This is a genomic window from Candidatus Marivariicella sp., from assembly GCF_983056325.1.
Window position 1 is genome coordinate 46,740 of record NZ_CEZOWA010000005.1, and the last position, 25,091, is coordinate 71,830.

20 protein-coding genes and 1 tRNA gene are annotated in these 25,091 nt (G+C 32.4%); 7 read left to right on the top strand and 14 right to left on the bottom strand.

Features of this window, described 5'->3' with window-relative positions; all coding sequences use genetic code 11:
* Nucleotide 1: 1 nt before the first annotated feature.
* The 11 genes from AC3ATN_RS02475 to AC3ATN_RS02525 form a co-directional block, all read right to left on the bottom strand.
* Nucleotides 2-724 (bottom strand): hypothetical protein, encoded by a 723-nt coding sequence (locus AC3ATN_RS02475; RefSeq protein WP_487531646.1) that lies wholly within the window; start codon nucleotides 722-724, stop codon nucleotides 2-4.
* 21 nt (nucleotides 725-745) lie between these two features.
* Entirely contained in the window at nucleotides 746-1,693 is a 948-nt protein-coding gene (locus tag AC3ATN_RS02480; protein ID WP_487531707.1) for a PorP/SprF family type IX secretion system membrane protein, read from the bottom strand.
* Nucleotides 1,689-6,536 carry a BspA family leucine-rich repeat surface protein gene (locus tag AC3ATN_RS02485; protein WP_487531647.1) on the bottom strand — a complete coding sequence of 1,616 codons (4,848 nt, stop codon included), beginning with the start codon at nucleotides 6,534-6,536 and terminating at the stop codon, nucleotides 1,689-1,691. The genes AC3ATN_RS02480 and AC3ATN_RS02485 overlap by 5 nt, the downstream gene beginning before the upstream one ends.
* Before the next feature lie 120 nt (nucleotides 6,537-6,656).
* Nucleotides 6,657-7,841: an acetyl-CoA C-acyltransferase gene (locus tag AC3ATN_RS02490; protein WP_487531649.1), complete on the bottom strand. Its 1,185-nt coding sequence runs from the start codon at nucleotides 7,839-7,841 to the stop codon at nucleotides 6,657-6,659.
* A gap of 216 nt (nucleotides 7,842-8,057) precedes the next feature.
* Nucleotides 8,058-9,323, bottom strand: a complete 1,266-nt coding sequence (locus AC3ATN_RS02495) for an MFS transporter (RefSeq protein WP_487531651.1) — start codon at nucleotides 9,321-9,323, stop codon at nucleotides 8,058-8,060.
* A gap of 149 nt (nucleotides 9,324-9,472) precedes the next feature.
* The gene (locus AC3ATN_RS02500; RefSeq protein WP_487531653.1) at nucleotides 9,473-10,906 is read right to left on the bottom strand and encodes a M20 family peptidase; all 1,434 of its coding nucleotides are present in this window, start codon (nucleotides 10,904-10,906) and stop codon (nucleotides 9,473-9,475) included.
* A 69-nt stretch (nucleotides 10,907-10,975) separates the two neighbouring features.
* The gene (locus AC3ATN_RS02505; RefSeq protein WP_487531655.1) at nucleotides 10,976-12,304 is read right to left on the bottom strand and encodes an alpha-amylase C-terminal beta-sheet domain-containing protein; all 1,329 of its coding nucleotides are present in this window, start codon (nucleotides 12,302-12,304) and stop codon (nucleotides 10,976-10,978) included.
* A 93-nt stretch (nucleotides 12,305-12,397) separates the two neighbouring features.
* Entirely contained in the window at nucleotides 12,398-13,090 is a 693-nt protein-coding gene (locus AC3ATN_RS02510; RefSeq protein ID WP_487531656.1) for a hypothetical protein, read from the bottom strand.
* 89 nt (nucleotides 13,091-13,179) lie between these two features.
* The gene (locus tag AC3ATN_RS02515) at nucleotides 13,180-13,815 is read right to left on the bottom strand and encodes a BspA family leucine-rich repeat surface protein (protein ID WP_487531657.1); all 636 of its coding nucleotides are present in this window, start codon (nucleotides 13,813-13,815) and stop codon (nucleotides 13,180-13,182) included.
* Between the two features lie 228 nt (nucleotides 13,816-14,043).
* Nucleotides 14,044-14,994 (bottom strand): alpha/beta hydrolase, encoded by a 951-nt coding sequence (locus tag AC3ATN_RS02520; protein WP_487531658.1) that lies wholly within the window; start codon nucleotides 14,992-14,994, stop codon nucleotides 14,044-14,046.
* A 106-nt stretch (nucleotides 14,995-15,100) separates the two neighbouring features.
* A complete protein-coding gene (locus tag AC3ATN_RS02525; RefSeq protein ID WP_487531660.1) occupies nucleotides 15,101-15,778 on the bottom strand; it encodes a hypothetical protein in 678 nt (225 codons plus the stop codon).
* 159 nt (nucleotides 15,779-15,937) lie between these two features.
* Between AC3ATN_RS02525 and AC3ATN_RS02530 the strand changes: the two genes are divergently transcribed.
* Together AC3ATN_RS02530 and AC3ATN_RS02535 are read left to right on the top strand one after the other, a co-directional pair.
* Nucleotides 15,938-16,348 carry a hypothetical protein gene (locus AC3ATN_RS02530; RefSeq protein WP_487531662.1) on the top strand — a complete coding sequence of 137 codons (411 nt, stop codon included), beginning with the start codon at nucleotides 15,938-15,940 and terminating at the stop codon, nucleotides 16,346-16,348.
* Nucleotides 16,349-16,357: 9 nt separating this feature from the next.
* On the top strand, nucleotides 16,358-16,633 hold the full coding sequence (locus AC3ATN_RS02535; protein ID WP_487531663.1) for a hypothetical protein: 276 nt from the start codon (nucleotides 16,358-16,360) through the stop codon (nucleotides 16,631-16,633).
* A 109-nt stretch (nucleotides 16,634-16,742) separates the two neighbouring features.
* Here the strand turns inward: AC3ATN_RS02535 and AC3ATN_RS02540 are convergent.
* The 3 genes from AC3ATN_RS02540 to AC3ATN_RS02550 all read right to left on the bottom strand — a co-directional run bounded on the left by AC3ATN_RS02540 (nucleotide 16,743) and on the right by AC3ATN_RS02550 (nucleotide 18,364).
* Nucleotides 16,743-16,816: transfer RNA gene (locus AC3ATN_RS02540), tRNA-Asn, on the bottom strand.
* A 641-nt stretch (nucleotides 16,817-17,457) separates the two neighbouring features.
* On the bottom strand, nucleotides 17,458-17,682 hold the full coding sequence (locus AC3ATN_RS02545) for a Kazal-type serine protease inhibitor family protein (RefSeq protein ID WP_487531664.1): 225 nt from the start codon (nucleotides 17,680-17,682) through the stop codon (nucleotides 17,458-17,460).
* A 25-nt stretch (nucleotides 17,683-17,707) separates the two neighbouring features.
* Nucleotides 17,708-18,364 carry an NAD(P)H-binding protein gene (locus AC3ATN_RS02550; RefSeq protein ID WP_487531665.1) on the bottom strand — a complete coding sequence of 219 codons (657 nt, stop codon included), beginning with the start codon at nucleotides 18,362-18,364 and terminating at the stop codon, nucleotides 17,708-17,710.
* Nucleotides 18,365-18,739: 375 nt separating this feature from the next.
* Between AC3ATN_RS02550 and AC3ATN_RS02555 the strand changes: the two genes are divergently transcribed.
* From AC3ATN_RS02555 to AC3ATN_RS02575, 5 genes are read left to right on the top strand one after another with little or no spacing between them, the layout of a single operon-like run.
* On the top strand, nucleotides 18,740-19,678 hold the full coding sequence (locus AC3ATN_RS02555) for a class II fructose-bisphosphate aldolase (RefSeq protein ID WP_487531666.1): 939 nt from the start codon (nucleotides 18,740-18,742) through the stop codon (nucleotides 19,676-19,678).
* Between the two features lie 12 nt (nucleotides 19,679-19,690).
* Nucleotides 19,691-20,569: a 5-deoxy-glucuronate isomerase gene (iolB, locus tag AC3ATN_RS02560; RefSeq protein ID WP_487531667.1), complete on the top strand. Its 879-nt coding sequence runs from the start codon at nucleotides 19,691-19,693 to the stop codon at nucleotides 20,567-20,569.
* A 12-nt stretch (nucleotides 20,570-20,581) separates the two neighbouring features.
* Nucleotides 20,582-21,595 carry a 5-dehydro-2-deoxygluconokinase gene (iolC, locus tag AC3ATN_RS02565; RefSeq protein ID WP_487531668.1) on the top strand — a complete coding sequence of 338 codons (1,014 nt, stop codon included), beginning with the start codon at nucleotides 20,582-20,584 and terminating at the stop codon, nucleotides 21,593-21,595.
* A 34-nt stretch (nucleotides 21,596-21,629) separates the two neighbouring features.
* Nucleotides 21,630-23,504: a 3D-(3,5/4)-trihydroxycyclohexane-1,2-dione acylhydrolase (decyclizing) gene (gene iolD, locus AC3ATN_RS02570; protein WP_487531669.1), complete on the top strand. Its 1,875-nt coding sequence runs from the start codon at nucleotides 21,630-21,632 to the stop codon at nucleotides 23,502-23,504.
* A 36-nt stretch (nucleotides 23,505-23,540) separates the two neighbouring features.
* A complete protein-coding gene (locus AC3ATN_RS02575; RefSeq protein WP_487531670.1) occupies nucleotides 23,541-25,064 on the top strand; it encodes a solute:sodium symporter family transporter in 1,524 nt (507 codons plus the stop codon).
* Nucleotides 25,065-25,091: the final 27 nt, after the last annotated feature.

Sequence of the window (25,091 nt, forward strand, 5' to 3'; positions counted from 1 at the left end):
TTTAAAGCTTCTTGTATTCAGAGCTAATAAGTAATACAACATTTTGAAGACCTTGCAAGTAGTTCTCAGTATCAATTATTCTTCCCCTAAGTATCGCTCTTCTTGAGATGAGCATATTTTTTAATTTTTGGTCTTTATCATTTTTAAAAATATATTGATTGCTTATATCATAGGAATATTTATTTAATGATGAATCAAACCAATCTCTAATTTTATCAGAATTAGTTTTTGTTATACTCGTCATTCCAGAAACCCTTTCTTGTTGTTTTGTGTAAATTGACTCTATTTCTTTTCTGATTTTTTTATTTCTTATTTCTAGAAGCTTTCCTGAATATAGCATAGATTCAAAAAACACTCTTTCTGGTTCCCATGCTAGCCAATAAGATAATACACCATAATTATCATCGTATTTTTTGAAATATTCGATTTCCCCTTCTATGTTAAAAGTATGAATGAAGGGATTATTATTATGAATTTCATAAGCTTTCTCCAGCGTCATATTTTCATAGTTTTTTATAACTTCATCTATCAAATATTCCATATTTTTAACTTGGAATAAGTGTTCTTTCGTATATTTAATATTAGAAACCATTTCCTCTCCAAGAGTAATTACAGCATCATTTAAAATACCTTTTTCTATGCTTGATTCACGATAATTTTCAACAGAAAAAGACGCAAAAATGCTAATAAATATTACAAATCCATCCGTGATTAATTTTCTCATATAATTTTAATTTAATACAGTTTAATTATTTCTTTCCCAAGACGGTTTTCTGCCGGGCTCTGAACTCAACTTGTACCCTAAATATATCTCAAGGTTATTTCCTTTTAAGACAGAGCTGGTTGGCCGAACTTCATAACCAACTCCAAAATCTATATTTTGAAAACCCTTAAATAAAGTCTGAAAACTTAAATTGTCATTACTAGAAGCACCTATTCCAACTGAAATTTTTTCTCCTATGTTTAAATTAGAAATTATTACTATTTGATCATTAATATCCTTCGCCATACTGTAAATTAGAGACGGGCTAAGAGTTATACTTTCAGTTATTTTGATGTCAACACCAAAGGATGTGTAAATTTGACCATTATCAATTGCTTGAGAGACAACCCCATTTTCTTCTTCATAACGATTAGATTTTAAAAGATTATTCATCGATAAAGCTATGAAGTAATTTTTGCCTTTATAATATGCTCCTAAACCTACTATTGGATTTGAATAATTTTTTACTAAACTAAGAGCAGAATTACCTTCTGGTGTAATTCTTTCAATAGAGTTTATATCAATATTATTAAAAAACATTCCTCCTTTTATACCCAGATTGAGATAGCTATCACTGGTAAATTGCAATCGATAACTATAGTCAAGGGTTGCTGCTCCATGAGATTCAATATTTACTTTTTCATTTTGAACACTAATCCCCCAGGATGCGTTTCTATTTACATTAGAGTGGTAAACTATTGACTGAAGACTGGGACCACCTTCAACACCAATCATAGACGATTTATAATTTAGTCCAACAAAAGATCCTTCAACTCCTGTTGCAGCTGGATTAATTACACTCAAATTTTGTTTGAAAAACAAATAATAGGGTTGCTGTTGGCATAAAACACTTTGGCCAATTAAGAAAAAGAAAATGATTAAAAATCTTTTAGATATGTGTTTTATTTTTTTCGTTTTAATATTTTTAATAGGTTATAAAAATCCATCCATCTAATCTGTCTCCATTGGCTTTAATAATTACATAATAATAACTTCCGGCTGGAACTAATTGTCCGTCTTCGTGCAATCCTCCCCACTGATTATCATAATTTGGACTTGTAAATATTGTATTTCCATTTTTATCAAAAACACTCACCATTGTACCCGGATAATCAGAAACATTTGTAATTACCCATTTCGATTCCAGAGAATTTGTATTAGGAGTTAATAATTTTGAAACTTTGAATTGTGTTGTAACAATAATTTCAGGTCCACAACTTCCCCATGAAGGTTTATTTTCTGAAGTTAAAGGTGCGTCGGTTGAAAAGTTTAAAGGCTCTTCTAAAATATTGGTCACACACCAAGATGATATATCTTGATTGAATGAAGAAAACCAAAACATTCCAAACATATTTGACACACTTGAGGTATTCCAATCACCAATAGCTTGATTGAAACTGGTATTACTAAACATTTCACTCATATCAATAACACTAGTAGTACTCCAGCTTCCTATATTTTGATTAAAATTGGAGGCTTGTAAAAACATTCCTTGCATACTTGTTACAACCGAAGTGTCCCAGCTCCCGATGTTTTGGTTAAATGCTGAAGATGCGTTAAACATCAATTCCATTGTTATAACTTTAGCTGTATTCCAATTACTAATATCTTGGTTAAAAGCAACAGCCTCTGCAAACATTCCACTCATGTCTACTACGTTTGAGGTATCCCAAGAACCAATATCTTGATTGAAAGATATTTTTTCTACGAATAAAGAAGACATATTCGTTACTCGAGATGTGCAAACGCAGGTTACATCGTCATCGTCATCAACCATAATTCGAAGTAAAGCTTGGTCAACAACAGTATACTCTTTGCCATTAACTAGCCCTTTTTCGCCAACACCTGCATCTGGACATCGAATTGTAACTCCGTTGTTATCCAAATAGATGTTAGGATTAGTTGTTAACTCACAACTTGCCCCCCATGAAGGCTTATTACTTTCAATTAGAAGGGAGTTCTTTGAAAAATCAACTGGCTCAGACGGAACCCCACTTACACACCAGGAAGATATGTCCTCATTAAAATCAGAAGCACCATTAAACATACTATCCATATCAGTTACACTCGAAGTATTCCAGCTTCCGATATCTTGATCAAATACTTTAGCTCCGCTAAACATACCATCCATTGTCCTAACATTAGAAGTGGTCCAGCCCCCTATATTCTTATTAAATATTGAAGCTCCAAAAAACATTTCTTTCATATCTACTGCAGCTGAAGTATCCCAATTCCCAATATCTTGATTAAAACCTACAGCTCCTCGAAACACTTGAATCATGTCTGTAACATTTGAAGTATTCCAACTTCCTATGTCTTGATTGAAAGAGGTGGCTTCTTCAAACATACCATACATATTAATTAAGCTAGAAACATTCCAACTACCTATATCTTGATTGAAAGAGATGGCTCCTTCGAACATTTGTCTCATGGCTGTAACATTTGAGGTATCCCAAGAACCAATATCTTGATCAAAACTGGAAGCATCCTTAAACATGGCTTCCATAATTGTTACATTTGAAGTGTCCCAACTTGAAATATTTTGATTAAAATTATTTGTATCACTGAATACTCCTCTCATGTTAGTTACATTTGAAGTATTCCATGCCCCAATATCTTGGTTAAAATTGGAAGCTCCACTAAATATAGAACTTATATTTGTGACATTTGAGATATCCCAAGTTCCTATATCTTGATTAAATGACGATGCATCAACAAACATTGCTTTTATATTATTAGCGCTAGAAGTATTCCAAGACCCTATATCTTGATTAAAAACAGATGCTCCACCAAACATATAGCTTAAGTCTGTTGCATTTGAAATATCCCAACTTGATAGGACTTGATTGAAAGAGGTTGCCCGATAAAACATTTCTGTCATTATTACCATATTTGAAGTATCCCAACTTCCGATATCTTGATTAAATACTGCATTTTCTTCAAATAACTCACTAGTATTAGTGACTAAAGAGGTGCAAACACAAGTCACATCATCCTGATTGCCAACCATAGCCCTGAGAGTGGTTTCATCAACAACGGTGTATTCTTTTCCATTTATTAATCCTGTTTCTCCGATATTGGCTTGTTCACACTTTACAGTAACCCCATTATTATCTAGATAAATACTGGAGTTTGGATTAGAACTAGGATTAGGAATACAACCTCCCCATTGAGGTTTATAATTTGAAATTAAGGGGGAGTTTGTTGAGAAATTTGGAGGCTCAGGGGAAATATTAGAGACACACCAAAAGGAGATATCTTTATTAAATGCCGAAGCATCTTTAAACATTCCTGACATATTAGCCACATTAGCGGTATTCCAACTTCCTATATCTTGATTGAAGATGGAAGCTCCTTCAAACATTCCACCCATATTAGTTACACTTGAGGTATTCCAGTTTCCAATATCCAAATCAAAAACAGAAGCATCTTTAAATAGTTGACTCATATTGGTAACATTTGAAGTATTCCAACTTCCCAAATTTTGGTTGAATAAAGATGCCTTCCAAAACATACTCTCCATGTTGAGTACATTTGAAGTATTCCAATCCCTAATATTTTCATTAAAAGCAGATGCGCCATAAAACATATAGTCCATCTTAGTTACACTCGAAGTGTCCCAACTTCCTATATCTTGATTAAAAGCAGATGCTTCATGGAACATCCCGTTCATAATAATTACATTTGAAGTATTCCAGCTACCTATATCTTGATTAAACACCTCAGCCCCTTTGAACATTTGAGACATATTGGATACGTTTAAAGTATTCCAGCCTCCAATATTTTGATTGAATAATAAAGAATTATTAAACATTCCCAGCATACTAGTAACATTAGATGTATTCCACGATCCTATATCTTGATTAAAAGCATTTGCTCCTGCAAACATTCCTTGCATATCGGTCACACTAGAAGTGTCCCAAGAGCCTATATCCTGATTGAAGACAAATGCATCACCAAACATCCTTTTAAAATTAGTCACTTTAGACGTATCCCAACTACCAATATCCTGATTGAATGCAGTTGCTATATAAAACATATCACGCATAGAAGTCACATTAGAAGTATCCCAATTTCCTATATTTTGATTAAATGCTGCTGCACCTCGAAAAATAGCAGACATATTAGTCACATTAGATGTATCCCAGCTCCCTATGTCTTGATTAAATGAAGTTGCTGATAAAAACATACCCGACATAGTAATCACACTTGAAACATCCCAACTTCCGATATCTCTATTGAAGTTTGAATTTGTAAACATACCCGACATATCAGTCACACTTGAAGTATCCCAACTCCCTATGTTTTGATTAAAACTAGGGGCAAAATTAAACATAGCAAACATAGTAGTTACACTAGAAGTATCCCAATTACCTATGTCTTGATTAAATACAGTTGCACCTCTAAACATTTCTGAAGTGTTTGTGACATTAGATATATCCCAATTCCCAATATCTTGGTTAAAACGCCCAGCTTCTAAAAACATACTGCTCATATCAGTAACATTAGAAGTGTCCCAAAAACCAATATCTTGATTGAAAACTAATGTATTACCAAACATCCTTTTAAAATTAACTACATTAGAAGTGTCCCAGAAACTTATATCGGAATTGAAAGAATTATTATCATATAAAAGATCTTCCATATCGGTAACCAATGTTGTACATAGATTATAATTAGCTGCTGCAACTTGAGAAACTATAGATGTATTATCCACTGCAGTATATAAAGTACCACTAATTGTTGCTGTATCTCCAACTGTTGCTAATGGACACTTGCACGTATCATTTACAAAGTAAATAATATTGCTTATACAAGTCCCCCAGACGGGTTTGTTCGCATCTATTAATGCTGAATTAAAACTAAATTGTGTGGGTTCTGAAGAGATGTTTGCAACACACCAGTTTGTTAAATTTTGATTAAAAGCACTTGCTTCTTTGAATATTCCTGACATGACAGTTACATTAGAGACATCCCATTCCCCGATATTTTGATTAAAAACAGATGCTCCAAAAAACATAGACCCCATATTTAATGTATTTGAAGTATCCCAACTTCCAATATTTTCATTGAAGGCAGAAGCCTCAAAAAACATTAGAGACATATTTGTTACATTAGAAGTATTCCAGTTACCTATATCCTGATTGAACGTGGCTGCTTGATAAAACATAAAAGACATATTAGTTACACTAGAAGTATCCCAGGTTCCAATATTTTGATTAAAACTATCAGCTTCTCTAAACATTCCAGTCATTTCAGTTACAGTAGAAGTACCCCAACTACCTATATCCTGATTAAAAACTGTTGCCCCAAAAAACATATATTCCATATTGGTAACACTACTAACATCCCAGCTTCCTATATCTTGATTAAATGCTGATGATCTCCAAAACATATAATCCATACTGGTAACACTACTGACATCCCAGTTTCCTATACCTTGATTGAAAGAAGTTGCTTTATAAAACATACCACCCATATTAGTAACATTAGAAGTGTCCCAAAAACTAATACTAGAATTGAAAGATGAATTGTCGTCAAATAGTCCATTCATATCAGTAACTAATGTGGTACATAAATTATAATTTGCTGCTGCAACTTGAGTTGTTATTGATGTATTATCCACTACCGTATAAGATACTCCATTAATTACTTCTGTATCTCCTATTGATGCAGTAGGGCACTTACAAGTACCATTAGAATCTATCACGATTCCTTGGGAAAAGAGGTGAACTGAGAACAAAAAGAAAAAGGCTAAAAGTCGATTTAACATTTAATAATTGGAAGTTTTAATCACATAGCTAATATACTATTACATTTTTTAAAATAATAACCACCAAAAATCAGAAGATATGAATTGACTATTTAAGAAAGTATTCTTGAAATGGAAAACTTATAGTCGTTCAATTACAATAGAACTTGCTCCCCCACCACCATTACATATTGCAGCACATCCAATTTTTGCATTTTTAGTTTGCAAAACATTAATTAGAGTAGTAACAATTCTTGCTCCAGAAGCTCCTAGTGGGTGACCCATAGAAACAGCACCCCCATGAACATTAACCTTGTTAATATTGATATCCAATATTTTATTAAAAGCGAGAGGAACAACAGAAAACGCTTCATTTACTTCAAAGTAATCGACATCAGAAGTAGACATTTTTAACATACCTAAAGCCTTGGGAGCAGCTTTTGTTGGCGCAGTTGTAAACCATTCCGGAGCTTGAGAAGCATCCGCAAAAGATAAAATTTTCGCTACGGGATTCAAGTTGTGTTTTTCAATAGCCTCACCACTTGCTAAAATCAATGTAGATGCACCATCATTAATGGTTGACGAATTTGCAGCGGTTACAGTTCCATTTTCTGAAAATGCCGCTCTCAATTGAGGTATTTTTTCAAATTTAACAGATTTGTATTCCTCATCTTCAATAATTAAAATAGATTCTCCTTTTCTCTGAGTGACACTAACACCGACTATTTCATTTGCAAAAATGCCACTCTCATTTGCCAGTATGGATTTTTTATACGAACGAACTGCATAATCATCTTGTTCTTGTCGGGATATATTATATTTCTTAGCTGTTTTATCTGCAAACACTCCCATTGAAATTTCATTGTAGGGGTCTAGTAATCCATCTTTATGGAGTCCATCTATTAACTCTGAATTTCCGTATTTATAACCATATCGAGCTTTTGGAATATAAAAAGGAACAGCAGACATGTTTTCCATCCCACCTGCAACAATTAGATCAGAATGCCCCAGTAAAATACTTTGCGCCCCAAGCATTATTGATTTTGCTCCAGATGAACAAACTTTATTTATGGTTGAACAAGGTACGGTATCCGGGATCCCAGCGGCTAATGCTGCTTGTCTAGCCGGGGCTTGTCCTAGGTTTGCAGAACAAACATTACCCATAAAAACTTCATTTATATTGTTGGGATTTATTTTAGCTTTTTCAAGAGCACCCTTTATAGCTGTTGCTCCAAGATCGGTAGCTGACACATTAGCAAAAACGCCACCAAAACTCCCTAAAGGAGTTCGAACTGCAGAAACAATATATACTTCTTTTTGCATCATTTTTTAATATAACGATTTCACCGCTAATTAATATATTATTTAGTAAAATAAACCATACTCAAAAATCAAAGTACTAAAACAAATATAATGTAAGGTAATAGTTTATAAAATAATTTGGTTTACTTTCGTAGCTCGTTGTTCACGCAGCGATAATAACTTAAAGGGTATTAAAAGTATGGTTGCTTTTACTGCCCTTTTTGCTTTTATAAACTTTCCCTATTCCGTCTTAACAAGCTTTGCAAATCTTATGGAAGCAATTAGACCCAAAACAGAAAAGACTACCAACATAGTAAACACATATTGGTGACCAGTGATTCCAGGGTAAGTGTCAAGCAAGTATCCCATGATTGGACTTGCAAAAACATCTGGGGTATATCCAACCACTGAAATTATTCCTACCGCTGTTCCCATGTGTGCTAGAGGGATTTTTCCTTCTTGAAATACTGCAAAATAAAGAGCCCGAGCAGCATAGGTTCCAACTGCAATTATAATTAATGATATGAAAAAAACAACATCCATGTTGGACTGAACAATTCCTGAGGCAAAAATGACTGCCCCGAGTAACATAATAACAAAACCAATAATAATCCATGAAGTTCCACTTGTCTTATCTGCTAAAAAACCAATTATAACGCAAACTATGGGGCGAAGATATAGTTGTAAAGCTCCAACCTCAGCAGCTTGAATTTGATTATAAAGCATAACATCAGAGGCGTATAATGAATAGATGTCAGTTAATTTATAACCAACATAGGCAGACATAATTATGATCATTAAAAGCCACACGGATGGTATTTTAATTACAGATTTAATATTAGAAAATGAACTTGTTGATGTCATCTCTTTAATTTTCTCTTCTCCCTCAGACTTCATGTAAACAAAAACAAGAAGTCCCACTAAAGCAACCATAAAGGAGGTAAAGAAAATAACATAACGAAATGCTTCCTGCCGCTCAACTAGAGTGGCAGATCTAATATCGGAGGTTATAATTAAAGAAAATATAAACACACCGATACTTCCCATTGAAGCAGCAACAAGACCTCTCCCAGCATCCAAAAACCCAAAAGCTTGACCTTGACTCATAGTCCCCCCCCACAATCGTGTAGCTTTAATCATGGCTCCCCAAAAAAGAAAAACAGTTGTAAAACCCCAGTACCCAAATAAAATTTGTAGAGTTAAATAAGAAGGGTATGTTGCCATAACTAGCCCCCCTAAAGCTGTTAAAAAAAGAGATAGTGCTATTAATTTTCTTGGTAAAAATTGGTCTGCAAGTACCCCTCCGTATAAATATGAAAGTAAAGCTACTACTCCATAAACTGAAAAAAGACTACCTAATTCAAAATTAGTTAAGTCAAATACTTCAAGGAAAGTAGGCCTAAAAACTCTGGCCAAAACATAGGGAAGCATGTAAACAAATTCACCAGAAAGTATTAAAAGAGTTATACTTAAAAATGAACCTTTTTGAATTTTTTGGCTTTGCATTTGATTTAACCTTAGACAAACAAGGTATACTATTTTAAATGAAATAAAATTAATTTTAGCTTAGCCTAAACTCCTAAAGTAACAAACCTATTCTATCAAATAAACTTTATTATTAAATGGAATGATTAGTCTTATCCAAAACGTTTAACTCAATTTTGATTTATATTTTGAAAAAATTGATAATAAAACTGAACCATTTCGAGATAGTTTTCTAAGGGAATATGTTCATTGATTCCATGAAAACCTGTAAGGTTAGATTCATTAACTCGAAGGGGAATAAAACGGTAAGCATTCTCAGATATATTAGAATAATGTTTTGTGTCAGTACCCCCACTAATAAGGCCTGGACTAACAATTATATTTGGATTTAATTGCTTAATGGTTTTTTCAATTATTGAATATCCTTTAGAGTTATAGTCAGAAACTGCAGAAGGCTCGTTTATGTTTCTAACAGCAACTACTTCTATCCTTTTATCATCAATAGTTTTTTCAATATGTTCTTTGATTGAGGAAGTTGTTTCTCCAGTCATTACTCTAAAATTTACAGTAGCAGTAGCTTGAGTTGGAATGACATTGTCTTTAACTCCCCCTGAAATAATAGTAGCTGCAGTTGTAGTGTGTGCGTTAAACCCTTTTAAAATCTGATTTTTAAATAACCACGAATTTGAAAAAACAAACTTTTCCATAAATGGTAATTCTGGACCAATAGTTGCGATTTGTTTTTCTAAAACAGGAATACTTTTATATGGTAACTGTGAGTTTTCAAGTTTAACAATCGCTCTTGCTAAAGATCCAATTGTATTATCCTCATTGGGTCTTGATGAGTGACCACCATCTGTAGTTATAGTTAGTTCATAGGTAACATAGCCTTTTTCAGCAACATTAATTAGTGCTAAAGATTTTTCCACACCAGGTATTAATTCATCTACAATAGAGCCTCCTTCATCCATAACAAACTCTAAACTTACACCTTCAGCCTCAAGAAATTTTCCAATAGCTCCAGCTCCATTATCTCCTCCAATTTCCTCATCATGACCAAAAGCAAAATAAATAGTTCTTTTTGGTTTAAAGCCATCCCTTAGAAGCATTTCAACAGACTCCATTATTGATAACACACTAACCTTATCATCCATAGTCCCCCTACCATATATGTTTCCATCAATAATTTTTCCAGAAAAAGGACCCGCCTCCCAGTCTTCAAAAGTAGATTGATCGACTGGAACAACATCAATATGTGACATTAAAAGTATAGGTTTTTCAACCTGATCAGTACCCTCCCATTTATAGAGTAAGCTGAAGTCAATTGTTTTCTTTTCAAGTAACGAGTCAATTAAAGGGAATGATTTTGATAAGTGATCATGAAGACCCTTAAACTCTGTACTATCTGGTTTTCCAGGATATTGATAAGAAATTGTTTTGTACTGTAAAGCTTTTTGAAAACGTCCTATTGCAGTTGAAGAAACTTCAATTGGTGTTATAGGTTCATACTGAGTCTGTTGATTGGAAAACAGCAATGTTTTTAGGGTCATAAACATCAATAATAAAACAAAGACTCCTAGGGTGTATGTTAATATTTTTTTCATTGGGAATTGTTAATTAGTATCAATATATAAAATTTACTTAATCAAAGAAGGTTCTGAACTATTAAAAAATTACTTGGACCAAATGGTGTACCCTTTTTCAGATTTCAAAACACGCCATTGTTCATCTGCTTGATAATTTCCATCACCAATTTTAATTAATAAAGTATCGTCAACTATAGATAAGTAGTACCCATTTGATCCATTAACTGTTTCAAGAACTTCAACCTTACTGTTGGCATGAATATTATTACTTTTTCTAATTACAATTAGCTCTTCTATATTTTTTTTAAGAGCACCAGTACTATCTGAAAAAAGATAATGGTAAATCCAAATCATTGGAATACCAGGATGAGTTAATAGATATGCATACCCTTTATTTATTTCAATAATATTATTTGAAAATATATTATCACAATCATTTCTATTTATACAACCTGTATCATGATTGTCTAAAAAAGTAACTGAATTTTCCCCATAATTCTCAAAACCAGAAATGGCATGATTTTCTTTTAAAACCTCAAAGTTTTTATCTATGAATGCTTCCTTTAATTTGTATTTTAATGCAAAGTCAAAAGCAGCAGATTTTTTAGTTATTTGATCTGAAACCGAAGTATTAGTCTGGTCTATCCATGATTTTAAAGCGGTTACATTCCCATCAAAATACTCACCCACAGAGTAATAATAATCTGTAGATTGATTGTACTCAGCAATGTACTTTGCTGGAAAACCTTTTACAAAATCATATCTCCAAGAGTCAAAACCTAGACTTTTTAATCTTAAAAGATAATCTTTAAGTCCTTGCTGAACCTCAATACTTTTATGGTTTAAGTCTCTGGCTCCTCCCCAACCTTCACCCTCATCTAAATCACCACAAGGCTCAGTTCCAAAAGCATTAGGATTGGTAAACCCTTCATCATTTATGCAAATGGATTCACAAGACCATGCAGGTTCTGTAAAATCAGTCCATGTTGAAGTACCCACCCTGTGATTAAAAACCAAGTCTGCCATTGCGTGCATTTTACGAGATTTGACTAATTCTAGGAGCTGTTCTAATTCTAATTTACTTCCATGAAAGGAGTTAAAGTCAAATAATTTTCGAGGATGATATCCCATTCCTTCTCCTTCACTAACTGGAGGTAGCCAAAGAAGATCAATATGGGCATTGGATAGTGATATTACCTGTTCACTTAAAAACGCATAAAATGATTTGTAATTTGAAGTTTTTGAATCTGAGAAACTATCCCACCAAAAAGCTTGCATCATCACATCATTATTGGGAACAGTATCTTGATAAATACTTATTCCTTTATCAATATAAGCAACATCATCTTGCCTTATGTTTTCTTTTTTACTGCACCCTAAAATAAAAACAGCTATTAATAAAAATGATTTTCTCACGGGTTTTTTCTCAATATAAAAAAATCTATCTCTACTCCGCGTTTTTCTTCCTGAACTTAATGTAGAAGATATGCCGATGTAAAAACCTATTTTTTATTTATTAACTAATATTTCTTTGTTAATCTCATTTTCCAAAATACTATCTCTCTGAATCCGTCTTTTTATTAACCCAAGATATATTTTTTGATAACTTGCTTTTTCTATTATCCTATCATAAAATTCATTGGGGATTTCCATATCTCCAATGTATGTTTTGTAAATAAGATATGAGCCCATATATAATGAATCACTATTTATTTTGGAGTTTTTAAATTCAAAATCTGCTAATACATTTGCTTTAATTCTGATTTCTTCCTCGAGAGATTTCATAAATTTATGTTGCACATATTTTCCTTGTAATCCTTTGACAAGACTTTCATTTTCTATGTACTCAATATACCCTGAGTTCTGAATAGTTTTATATTCCTCCTGGTTGTCAACAAAATAAGTTATAAAGTTGATTGCTCTTGAAAGATGAAAGCCTATAGTGTCTCGGGAGTATGCACTCAAATTATTTCTATTGGTCAAAATCCAATCGCTTGACATTAGTGATTCGTTATGGGCTTTATAGTTAAATCTGTTGTCTCCATTGTCTCCCTTTAAATTTTCGAGAATACGATTCAAAGATTGATTTTTAAGCTGAATTTTGTTGAGTGAGGCATTATAGTGCTCAGCATAAAATGAAATTGAAACACCTATGACAATAACAAGAAATTCTAATAAATACTTAACAGCTAATTTTTTCATAGTCTTGAAATTATTAAAGTTCAATATAAAAAAATCTACAATATCTCTACTCCGTGTTTTTCCTACTGAACTTAATGAAGAGGATATGCCTAGTCTCCGTCTGGATTGCAATTTGTGAAATTAGGTTTTTTTGATTCTGGCCAATCAGTAATATTACTATAAAAATTTTTGCAATTTGTTACCTTAGAAACATCCCATCCACTTAAGTCTATTCCCTCAAAATACTTATTAGTGTTACAAAAAAAATTAGACATACTTATTGCTTTACTTACATTCCAATTGTTTATTCCTGGATTTACATCACTTAATCCGATACATAAGGAACCAAAAACAGTAACATTACTTACATCCCAATTACTTAAATCTGCTTTAACAGGATTACTACTAAAAAAAAGTCCCTCCATACTAGTCCAGTTACTAACATCCCAACTTTCGATTCCTTTGATTTCAGTTCTTAAAAAAAGGGTTGGTGTGTTCAGTGTAGTTTCTACTTTAGTTGTAACCACTTTACTTAAATCTTTGCCGTCATTCATCCATTCTTTTAAAGAAGGCATATCTACAGCAGTATAAGTTTCTCCATTAAGGTCTGCAGTCATTCCCACAGTAACCCAATCCCTTGCTTTTATTGTTACTCCATTGTCTGCAACATAAAAAGGTAATTCTTCTTCATCAGAGGAACAAGAAAAAATAAATAAGGCTATAAATAATAATGTATATTTTTTCATAGCTCCAAAAGTAATAAACATTCACACAGAAAGGTAAGTTTAAAAAATTATTCCCCCTTTATATATGGCTGAGTGTTAACCTATTTAAGAGGATTAGAAATACCTGATTTAAAAGAAGAAGATATGCCGATGATATAAAAAACCCCTCGATTGCTCGAAGGGCTTAATTTGGTTAGTGTAGTGTAGCGGATACGCTAGCTCCCCTGACGTTAGTCATTTTAAGTATATTTATGGATATAATGCTTTCTTAAGTGCAGCAAACCTTGTTTCCCAAATTTTCTTACTAAGAGTTGCCTCAGGTGCTAAAACTTCTGACCCGTGAAATGCTCCAGGATATAAATGAAATTCCGTTTTAACTCCAGCTTCGATTAGTTTTTGAACAAACTGTATGTCTTCGTCTCGAAACAAATCAGCTTCACCAACATCTATGAAAGTAGGGGGTAAATTATTTATATATTTTGCTCTGGCTGGAGCAGCATATTCATCGGCTTCTTTTCCTCCTAAATACCAATTCCAAGCTTCAATATTTGTAGCTCTGTCCCATATCCCTAAATTAGTAATCTGATGACTAGAAACTGTGCTATTTCTGTCATCAATCATTGGATATAAAGACATTTGAAAACAAACTTTAGGGAAATTGTTATCCCTCGCCATCATTGATGTAGCGATTGTTAGACCTCCTCCTGCACTACCCCCATAGACAGCAATTCTATCTAAATCAACTTTAAGTGTGTTTGAATTTTCAGCCATCCATCTCAAGCCTGCATAACAATCTTCTACAGCAGCTGGGTAAGGGTTTTCTGGAGCTAATCTATAACCAACTGAAACTACAACAGCGTTTAGCTTTAAAGCAAGGGTTATCGCATTTGCTTCTTCACCTTCTATATTTCCAATAATCATACCTCCACCGTGGATATAATAAATTCCAGGATTTTTATTAAGAGAATTTTTTGGGGTATATACTCTTATTCTTACATCTGGAGCATTATTTAATCCTGGTACATTATAGTCTGAAATTTGAATGTCAGGGTTTACTTCAGTACCCATCATTGCTTTAAAAATTTCGGTCGTGAATTTTCTTCGCTCAACAACATCTTTTATCCCGTTAAACCCGCCTGGGACAGCAGTTAAAAAAGCATCTAATCCCTCTTTTGACTCTTTGTCTATTTTTACACTCATATTATTTTGTGATTGTGCAAAACAAAAGTTGACACCTATTAATAGGAATAATAAAAAAATATTTTTCATTTTAATTGATTCAAGATTATTTAATGATAAAGTTTATCTACTTAGGATCTTGATAATCATAATAACCCTCTACAGGGATCATTAAATGATCATATCCTGTGCCCTTAAACATTACATAAGGAGCTCCGGAATTAAAATCAGTAGTATATCCATCTAATGATGCAGGATCTTTTGGCATCATCATTAAATGTGCTCCAGATTCGATCCATTGACCATCAGCTGCATCTTCTTTGTTTAATACAAGATGTTTTGTATTGTCTTCTCCCATATCTCCGTGTAACATCCATGCCCATCCATCTCTATCCACTTTTGGAAATGTGCCAGCCATAAAAGCCATTCCCCATTGCATAGCTATTTCATCTCCTACCATTGGCATTGCCTCATGTGCATCTTTCCACCCATTCTCTGGATCAGACATACCTCTAGGATTTGCAGTCATAGCTGTCCAACCATTAGTTCCTACTCTAAGCATTGTACCATCCATTGCCATTACTGAGCAATTTTCAGCAATAAATGATGGAGCTGCTGAACTGTATGCCCAAACTCTCCACTCTACAGAAGTATGAGGACCTTCTGGCTCACCAGTCGAAGGCTCTTCTACTATTGTTATTACTTCGGCTTCAGGTGTAACTGAGTCCATTTCTTTGTTTACAGCTGTATTGTTGCACCCCAAAAATAAAGATGTAACTGCTGTTAAAAATAATAAGTTTTTCATAATTAGTTTTTATAATATTTAATTACTAAAATAGTAAATAGTTGTAAAAAACAAGTATAAATATTTTCATTTTTGAAATAAGAATAATTAATGTTCTATTTCTTGTGTAAACCTATACATAGGTAAACTAAATTTAAATGAATATCTTTAATTTAACTTATGAAAAGATTAATTGTAAAGTATTCTATTGAGTTTTTTGTTATAGTATTTAGTATTTCTATTTCATTTTTTATAGACAATTTAAGAGAAGATTATGAAAGGGATGAGCTAAGAAAGGTCATTAAATTAAGCTTACTCGATGAGTTAAAAGCATCAAAAGAATATCTTGATTGGAGAAAAAAGGCATTTGATTCAGACTTAAATGCAATGGAAGTAATTTCATCAGACTCGTCTTCCATAGACGATATTTTTTCGAATATTTCTGGTGCAGGATTCTCTAACCCATTACTGACCCCAAGAACGTTCAACCCACCATCTTCTGTTTATAATTCCCTGGTAAATGATGGAACAATTAACCTGATTAAATCTCGAAAAATAAAATTATTTTTAGAATCTACCTATGTATCCTAAACAAAATACATGCAAGATTGGATTAGTGCTGAGTCGGATATTTCTGCTTCTATTCAAAATTATATAATGGATAATTACCCTAAATATTATTTAAAGGATATTTACACAAGAACAGATAGAAATATTGTTCAAGAATTTAAAAATATTTTGGACTCTGATATAAAGCTAAAAGCTTATTTGAAGTCAAAATCAGACCCTATGAGAGTTAAAACTGAGGTATTTGATTTGTATTTAAAAAGTAGAGATAGCCTAATTTATTATCTAGAGTCATCATTACAAAATTGAATGTTTGGCCAAGAATTTGACTAACTTTATGTAAACTTAATTGTAAGAAAAAACCCCTCACTTTCGTGAAGGGCTTAATTTGGTTAGTGTAGTGTAGCGGTTTCGCTAGCTCCCCCTCAAAGACTCGAACTTTGGACCCTCTGATTAACAGTCAGATGCTCTAACCAACTGAGCTAAGGGGGAATATGTACTGTTTATATAACTTTCGAGAACATTTCAAGAATCTTTGTATTGATTATCTACATTGATTTACTTATAAATTTACGTATTTCTTAAAAGTAGTTTAATTTCGAAGTGTCAAATAACAGTTGGCAAATATAATATTAAATGTAAAATAAAAAATAGAAGAGGACAATATTTTGTTTGTCTGTCTAACCTAGACAAGGTTATATCCTAGTCTTTAATTGGTAATTGTATAATGTCGTGTTTCCATCCTCCCTCTTCATCTTTACATATAATATCAACCTTAGTAGGTGATAAGGGCTGTTCAAATAGGACTTCAGCATCTACTACCTAGATTAAAAACACCTAATTTAAAAAAAGAAGATATGCCTGTGGTTAAAAAGAAAACGTAAATAAGGGGGTATTTTATTTTGAGCTATGTGGTTATAACTAAAACACAGAAGCCAAAACAAACACAACATAATGCATCAAAATAGTCACCATCATAAGATTGACTAATTTAGCAATGACCAAACTTATAAATGTAGTATAAGACAATACTTTAATTAGTTTATTGTTTTCGATTTATAATTAATAATCCTCAAACAAAAAAAAATAATTAAAAAATTACAAATCTCAGAACTTACTGGAGAAGACATGGCTTATTTACATTCGCCCATTGTATAGATTTCTATGCCCCAAGCACCAGCCGTACATTGATTTGAGTACGTTTTATTATTACATCCACAAACAGGATTATAATCTTTTGTACAAGCTATTTCTTTTATATTTTCCTTTTCCTTACACTCATTTAAAATACTATTTCCATCAACTTTAAAACAAGAAACAAGTGGAACAAACAATAAAATAGAAAGTAGCTTTTTCATATACTAAATGAAAATTTAAAGTTTTTTATTGTGATTTAACTATTTCGTCATAATTATAAATTTTTGAACCTGGACAGCTCTTTTTGGAAATATTGACCATCGATTTTGCAACTGCACTTGCCTTAATTGGCTTTAAGTTTGATGGCATTATATATGAGAATAATGGCATTATTAATTGGGCAATTTTTTCACCAAATCGCACTTCATTCCTTTTGCCCAATAAAAGCGATGGACGAAATATTGAGGTGGAAGATAAATTTAGATTTAGAACGTAGTTTTCAATTTCACCTTTTAAATTCAAATAAAAATTTTTGCTTTTAGCATCGGCTCCTGAAGAAGAAACAAACAAAAAATTCTCTATATTATTTATTTTACATGACTCTGCTATATTAGTTATAATATCATAATCGATTTTCCTGTACGCCTCCTTGTCCCCTTTTACTTTTTTTTGAGTTGTCCCAATAGAAGCAAAAACTAAACTGCTTTTTTGAATGATTTTTGAAATCATTTTTGTGTCAGAAAAATCAATAATATGTAAATGGACTTTCTTATTATTTGAAGGAAAAGAATTTCTAGTTAAAACATTGATTTTATTAAAATAAACATCATTAACTAAGATCTCTAAAATCAACTCTCCAATTAATCCGGTTGCTCCGAAAAGTGAAACTTCTATTGGTTTCATTTTATAAAATTTTTAATCAGTTAAAGTTATAATTTTTGGTAATGATATAGAATATACTAACTAATTGAAAGAAACTTGTTTATCAATATCAATATTAATATTAGAAGATTTTATATTGAACTCTTGGGCTACTAATCTACTGGAAATAATAGCTGTGATCATAAATAAAGAAAGGATTTTAATTTCATTTTTTAAAAGTGTAATAGTTAATATACCATAAATACAATTTTAATTAATATAACCCTTGTGGACACAATTAATTTTAAAATGATATTATATATATTTATAGTAGTTAGTTTAAGGATATTTCATGTTTTGATTCTTTAAATAAAGACATTAATTTTTGAAAAATTAATTAATTAATATAAAAGCAAGATGCTTATTTCACCAAAAGTTTTGTACAATAATTGTTATGGTAAATATGCAATTCCAGCTGTAAATGTTTTTACTATGGAACAAATACATGCTCTTTTTAGGTCAGGACAAAAAGCAAATGCTCCATTTATAGTTCAAATAACTCCTGTTGCAAGAGAATATGCTAATTCAAATATTTTGTTGTCTATTATTAAAGCTGCATCTAAATTATACCCTAAGGCCGTTTATTTTGTTCATCTAGATCATGGTAACGAACAGCATGCATTTGATGCAATTGAATCAAATAATTATGATTCTGTAATGATTGATGCATCTCATGACAACTTTGAAACTAATGTTAAAAGAACAAAGGCTGTAGTTCGTAAAGCACATAAAAAAAGCATCTTTGTTGAAGCAGAACTTGGAGTTTTGAGTGGTATTGAAGATGATATATCAATAGATGAAAAACTGGCCAGGTACACTCAGCCCTCTATGGTTGAATCATTTGTAAATGAAACAAATTGTGATACGCTTGCCGTTGCTGTAGGAACAAGTCATGGAGTATATAAATTTCAAGATGGTAACGGTATACAATTTGATATTCTAAAAGAAATACAAAATATACTTCCAGAATTTCCAATTGTTCTTCATGGAGGGTCCGCTGTTAATATTGAAGAAATAAACAGAATTAATAAAAGTGGAGGAAATCTAAGTCATGGAGCTACAGGTGTCTCTCCTAAAGAAATTGTAAAGTCAATATCTTATGGAGTTTGTAAAATAAATATAGCTACAGATTTGAGGTTATTATGGACAAGAATACATAGAGAATTTTTCAAAAACTCTCCCGAACTTTTTGATCCAATAATTCCTGGAAAATTCTATATGAAGGAATTTGAAAAATTTATGATCAGTAAGTTCGAGCTTCTGGGAGCTTGTGGTAAAGCTGATAAATTTATTTAAAACTATAAAAAAATGAAGAGAAATTCTCCCTTATTAATAAAACCAAAAACTAAATCTGGGCTATATCATAGCATAACTAAAGATTCAGTGAACTGGAAGTATCTTAATTTTGAGGCAAGAAATTTTGATTTTAATCAGCAGTTTAGTTGGGATACTGAAGAAAATGAAATGGTAATAGTTCTGTTAAGTGGTAATTATAAGTTTAAAAGTAATAAGGGAAGCTTTGAAACTAAAAATGGAAGAAAAAATGTTTTTAAAGGAGTAGCGCACACTCTTTACATTCCAAGAAGAACAAAGATTAACCTTATTGCTACATCAGAAAAACTAGATATTGCTTATGGGTGGTGTAACTCTGATTCTGACTTTCCCTTAAAACTTGTAAAACCTGAAGAAACTCCAACTGTAATATTTGGTGGAGATAACGCGACAAGACAATTTAACGATTTAATTCCTCCAGGATTCGGATGTAGTTCAATTGTAGTTAGAGAAGTTTATACTCCATCTGGAAATTGGAGCTCATTTCCTGCCCATAAACACGACGAAAGAATTCTTGACAAAAAGGGAAATGTTTTAGAACCCATTCAAGAAGAAATATATTTTTATAAATTTCAAAAGCCTGAAGCTTATGCTATTCAGCAGGTTTATACAAAAGACCATTCCATAGATGAGATAATAAGAGCTCAACATAATGATGTTGTTATGATTCCAAAGGGATTTCATCCTGTTGTAGCTGAACATGGATTTCACTGCTACTATCTTAATTTTTTAGCAGGAACAGACCAATGTCTAAAAAACACAACTGACCCTGATCACGAATGGATATATGATTCGTGGAAATCAAAAGATGAAAGACTACCACTAGTTACTTCAAGAATGAATAATGAAAATTAAATTTTAAATAAAATGGAAGAAAAAAAATATGATCTAATTACTCTTGGCAGGTCTAGTATCGATTTATATTCTCAGGACACAGGAGCCCCCTTCAATGAAATTAAAGGATTTGATGCATTTGTAGGAGGATCTCCATTAAATGTTGCTGTTGCATGTTCCAGATTAGGCTTGAGTACTAGCCTTTTGACAGCTGTTGGAAATGATAAAGTAGGTGAGTTTATAATTAATTTTTTAAAAAAAGAAAATGTAGACACAAGCAATATTCCTGTAAAAAAAGGATCAAGGAGTAGTGCAGTAGTTTTAGGCATTCAACCCCCAGATAATTTTCCATTAGTTTTTTATAGAGAAAATGCTGCCGATAGTAAGGTAGATATAGACGATGTTATAAATGCTAATATCTCTGATTATAAAATGTTACTTGTAAGTGGAACTGCTTTAAATATTGAACCCAGTAAAAGTGCTACTTTTTTTTCTATTGAAGTTGCTAAAAAAAACAAAGTTGATGTTATTTTAGATTTAGACTTTAGAGCCGACCAATGGCAAGATGTCAGGTCTTTTGGATTGATGATAAGAGCAATAATTTCAAATGCTAAAATAGCAATAGGAACTGAAGAAGAGATTTTGGCAGCTACCTTATATGATTCATCTCAATTAAAAATTAAAAATCAACAAATTTCATCTCCAGAAATTTATGGTGATATAGAATATTCTATATCTCAACTTCTCTCATTGGGCATAGAAACTCTAATAGTAAAAAGAGGTAAAAAAGGAGTTAGTATTTATAAATCTAATTCTGAAAGACAAGACGTTCCTGGGTTTCCAGTTAAAATATTAAATGTTTTAGGAGCAGGTGATGCATTTGCTGGCGGGTTTTTGTACGGAATATTAAAAGGGTGGGATTTATATAAATCGTGCCGAATGGGTAATGCCATTGGTGCTCAAATTGTTACCAAAAAAGGGTGTGCAAACTTTATGCCTACTTTGGAGGAATCTTTAAGTTTTGTTGAAAGTAAAGGAGGGTTTTAAGTAAATATAAAGACTAAATGAAATCGCATAAGTCATGAAAACAAAAAAATTAACTGTCGCACAAGCAACTATTGAGTTTTTAAAAAATCAATATGTAAATAGAGATGGCAATGAAAATAAATTCTTCGCTGGATGTTTTGGTATTTTTGGTCATGGTAATGTTGTAGGACTTGGAGATGCCTTAAAACAAAATCCAGATTTTATCTATTACCAATCTAGAAATGAACAGGCAATGGTTCACACTGCCTCTGCTTTTGCTAAAATGAAAAACAGACTACAAACCTTTGTGTGTACAACCTCTATAGGACCTGGCGCTACAAATATGATTACAGCAGCTGCGTCTGCCTCAATTAATAGAATACCAGTTCTTTTACTCCCAGGAGATTATTTTTCTAAACGTTCAGCATCGCCATTATTACAACAAATGGAATATGGGTTTACGCAAGATATGTCCACAAATGACTGTTTTAAACCAGTTTCAAAGTATTGGGATAGAATTAACAGACCTGAGCAATTAATTTCTTCCCTTCTCGAAGCGATGAGGGTTTTAACTTCACCATCAGAAACGGGAGCAGTTACTTTGGCAATGCCTCACGACGTTCAAGCTGAAACTTATAATTTTCCTGTAGAGTTTTTTGAAAAGAGAGTTTGGTATATTCCTCGATTATCTCCAGATATTCTTTTATTAAATAAGGCTGTTGAGATTATTAAAAAGGCAAAACAACCTATGATTGTGGCAGGAGGTGGAGTTATTTATTCAGAGGCTGAAGTGGAGCTTAAAAAGTTTGCTGAGCAATCAGGGATTCCTGTAGCAGAAACTTTTGCTGGAAAGGGTTCACTTCATTATAAACATCCATTAAACCTTGGAGCAATGGGAGCAACTGGAACTAAAGGTGCCAGTGAAATTTCAAAAGCTGCAGATGTTGTAATTGGTATAGGAACTAGATATGGTGATTTTACTTCGGCCTCAAAATCAGCATGGCAAAATCCTAACGTGACTTTTATAAATATAAATGTTGCAGAACTTGATGCTTTTAAACAAAGTGCCGTTCCTCTTCAAGGTGATGCTAAGAAAACATTACAATTAATTACTGAAGCCTTGAAAGAATTTAATACAGGTGATATTTATGTTAAAAAAGTAAAACAATATAACGATGAGTGGGATTCTATTGTTGATAAAGTATACACCACCTTAGACGAATCTAAACCTGTTCAAGCAGAGTATTTAGGAGTATTAAATAATTTTATTGATGATAAAGATGTAGTGGTTTGTGCAGCAGGAAGTGCCCCTGGAGATTTGCATAAGCTATGGCGCACCAAAAACTCCAAAGGGTTTCATCTTGAATATGGTAATTCATGTATGGGTTATGAAATACCGGGTGGATTGGGTGTTAAAATGGCAGACAGCTCAAGAGAAGTTTATGTGATATGTGGGGATGCAAGCTATTTAATGCTTCCATCAGACATTATAACAACGATCCAAGAAGGTTACAAAATAACCATTATTTTAATTAATAATGAAGGATATGCTAGCATAGGAGGCCTTTCTGAATCAGTGGGGGGAGAAGGTTTTGGAACTCATTTTAAATATAGAAATCCTAAAACCGGTCAGCTTGATGGTGACTTTTTACCGGTTGATTTAGCTAAAAATGCAGAAAGTTTAGGCGCTATAGTATATAAACCAAAAGGAATTCAAGAATATGTTGAATCGCTATCTAAAGCTAAGAAAAACGACAGAACAACAGTCATATATTTAGAAACTGTTCGAGATAGAAAAATGGCAGGTTATGGATATTCATGGTGGGAAGTTCCTGTTCCAGAAGTTTCAAAATCAAAAGAAGTTCAAAAGGTCAGGAAACAATATGAAGAAGATAAAAAAGCTCAAAAAAAATATATTAAACCTTATTGATGAATTATAAATAAATAAATAACAAAACAGTCCATTATGCAAACAGTTATTACTTTCATTGGATTCTTAGCTTTTGTAGCTATTTATTCTTTTTTAAAGCTTAGAAAAGAAAAACTTGATTCCACAGAAGGATATTTTTTAGGAGGTAGGAGTTTAACTGGAGTTGTTATCGCAGGATCAATGCTTTTGACAAATATTTCTACAGAGCACCTTATTGGAATGAATGGATCTTCCTATAAAAATGGTTTTATAATAATAGCATGGGAAGTTACTTCTGCACTAGCGCTTATAGCTGCAGCAGTATATTTTGTGCCAAGATATTTAAAAATGGGACTAACAACTATCCCTGAGTTTTTAGAAAAAAGATTTGATAATACTACAAGACTTCTAGTTGCTTTTTTTCTGATAATATCTTTTGTAGTTACCCTATTACCTATAGTTTTGTATACAGGAGCTATTAATTTAGAGAGTATTTTTAATGTATCTGAAGTTCTTGGAGTTACTAAAGGACAAGGACTCTGGTTAACAATAGTTTTGATTGGAATTATTGGATCTATATATGCAATATTTGGAGGTTTAAAAGCAGTAGCTATATCAGACACCATAAATGGATATGGCCTTTTGATTGGAGGTCTAGCAATTCCTGTTTTGGCACTATTTTCAATTGGAGAGGGTGATATTTTAAATGGTATATCTAAAGTTTATGAAAATAGTCCAGATAAATTTAACGTTATTGGAGCTAAAGATTCTGTTATGCCCTTTGAAGTGCTATTCACTGGTCTAATAATTAATCAAATATATTTCTGGGCCATGAATCAAACCATCATTCAAAGAGCTTTAGGCGCTAAAAATCTTGTTGAGGCTCAAAAGGGACTTCTTTATACAGGCGTTCTTAAAATAATAGTTCCATTGATTATAATTCTACCTGGTGTGATTGGATATTATTATTTTGGAGATTCGCTATATGCTAATCAAGACATGATTTATCCAGAGCTAATTAAAAAAGTCTTACCCATGAGTTTAGTAGGTGTTTTTGCCGCAATAGTTATGGGTGCAGTTTTAAGTACATTTAATAGTGTCTTAAATAGTGCAGCTACAATATTTAGTATAGATATATACAAAGGGTTTTTTAAAAAAAAGTCTAAAGAAAAAACCCTTGTAAAAGTCGGGAAAATTACCTCTACAGTCCTAGCAATTTTTTCAATTGCAGTGGCACCTTATGTTGCTAACGCTCCTGATGGACTTTATCAGCTTCTGCAACAATTGAACGGTATATTTTTTATTCCTATTGCCTCAATAATGATTGCAGGATTTTTTATAAAAAAAATATCAGCAACGGGAGCTAAAGTTTCATTATTTGTTGGATTGATATTTTACATAACAATGACATTTATTGTAAAATCAGAATTACACTTTGTACATGTTTGGGGCATAGAATTTTTATTAAATGTAGCTACAATGTTTTTGGTTTCTATGTATTATCCTTCAAATGGAAAATTTAAGTTTACAGAATTAGAAATTAATGACATGGTTCAATGGAAGCATACAAAACCAATGTAATGGGTACATCAAATATAATAGATGCAT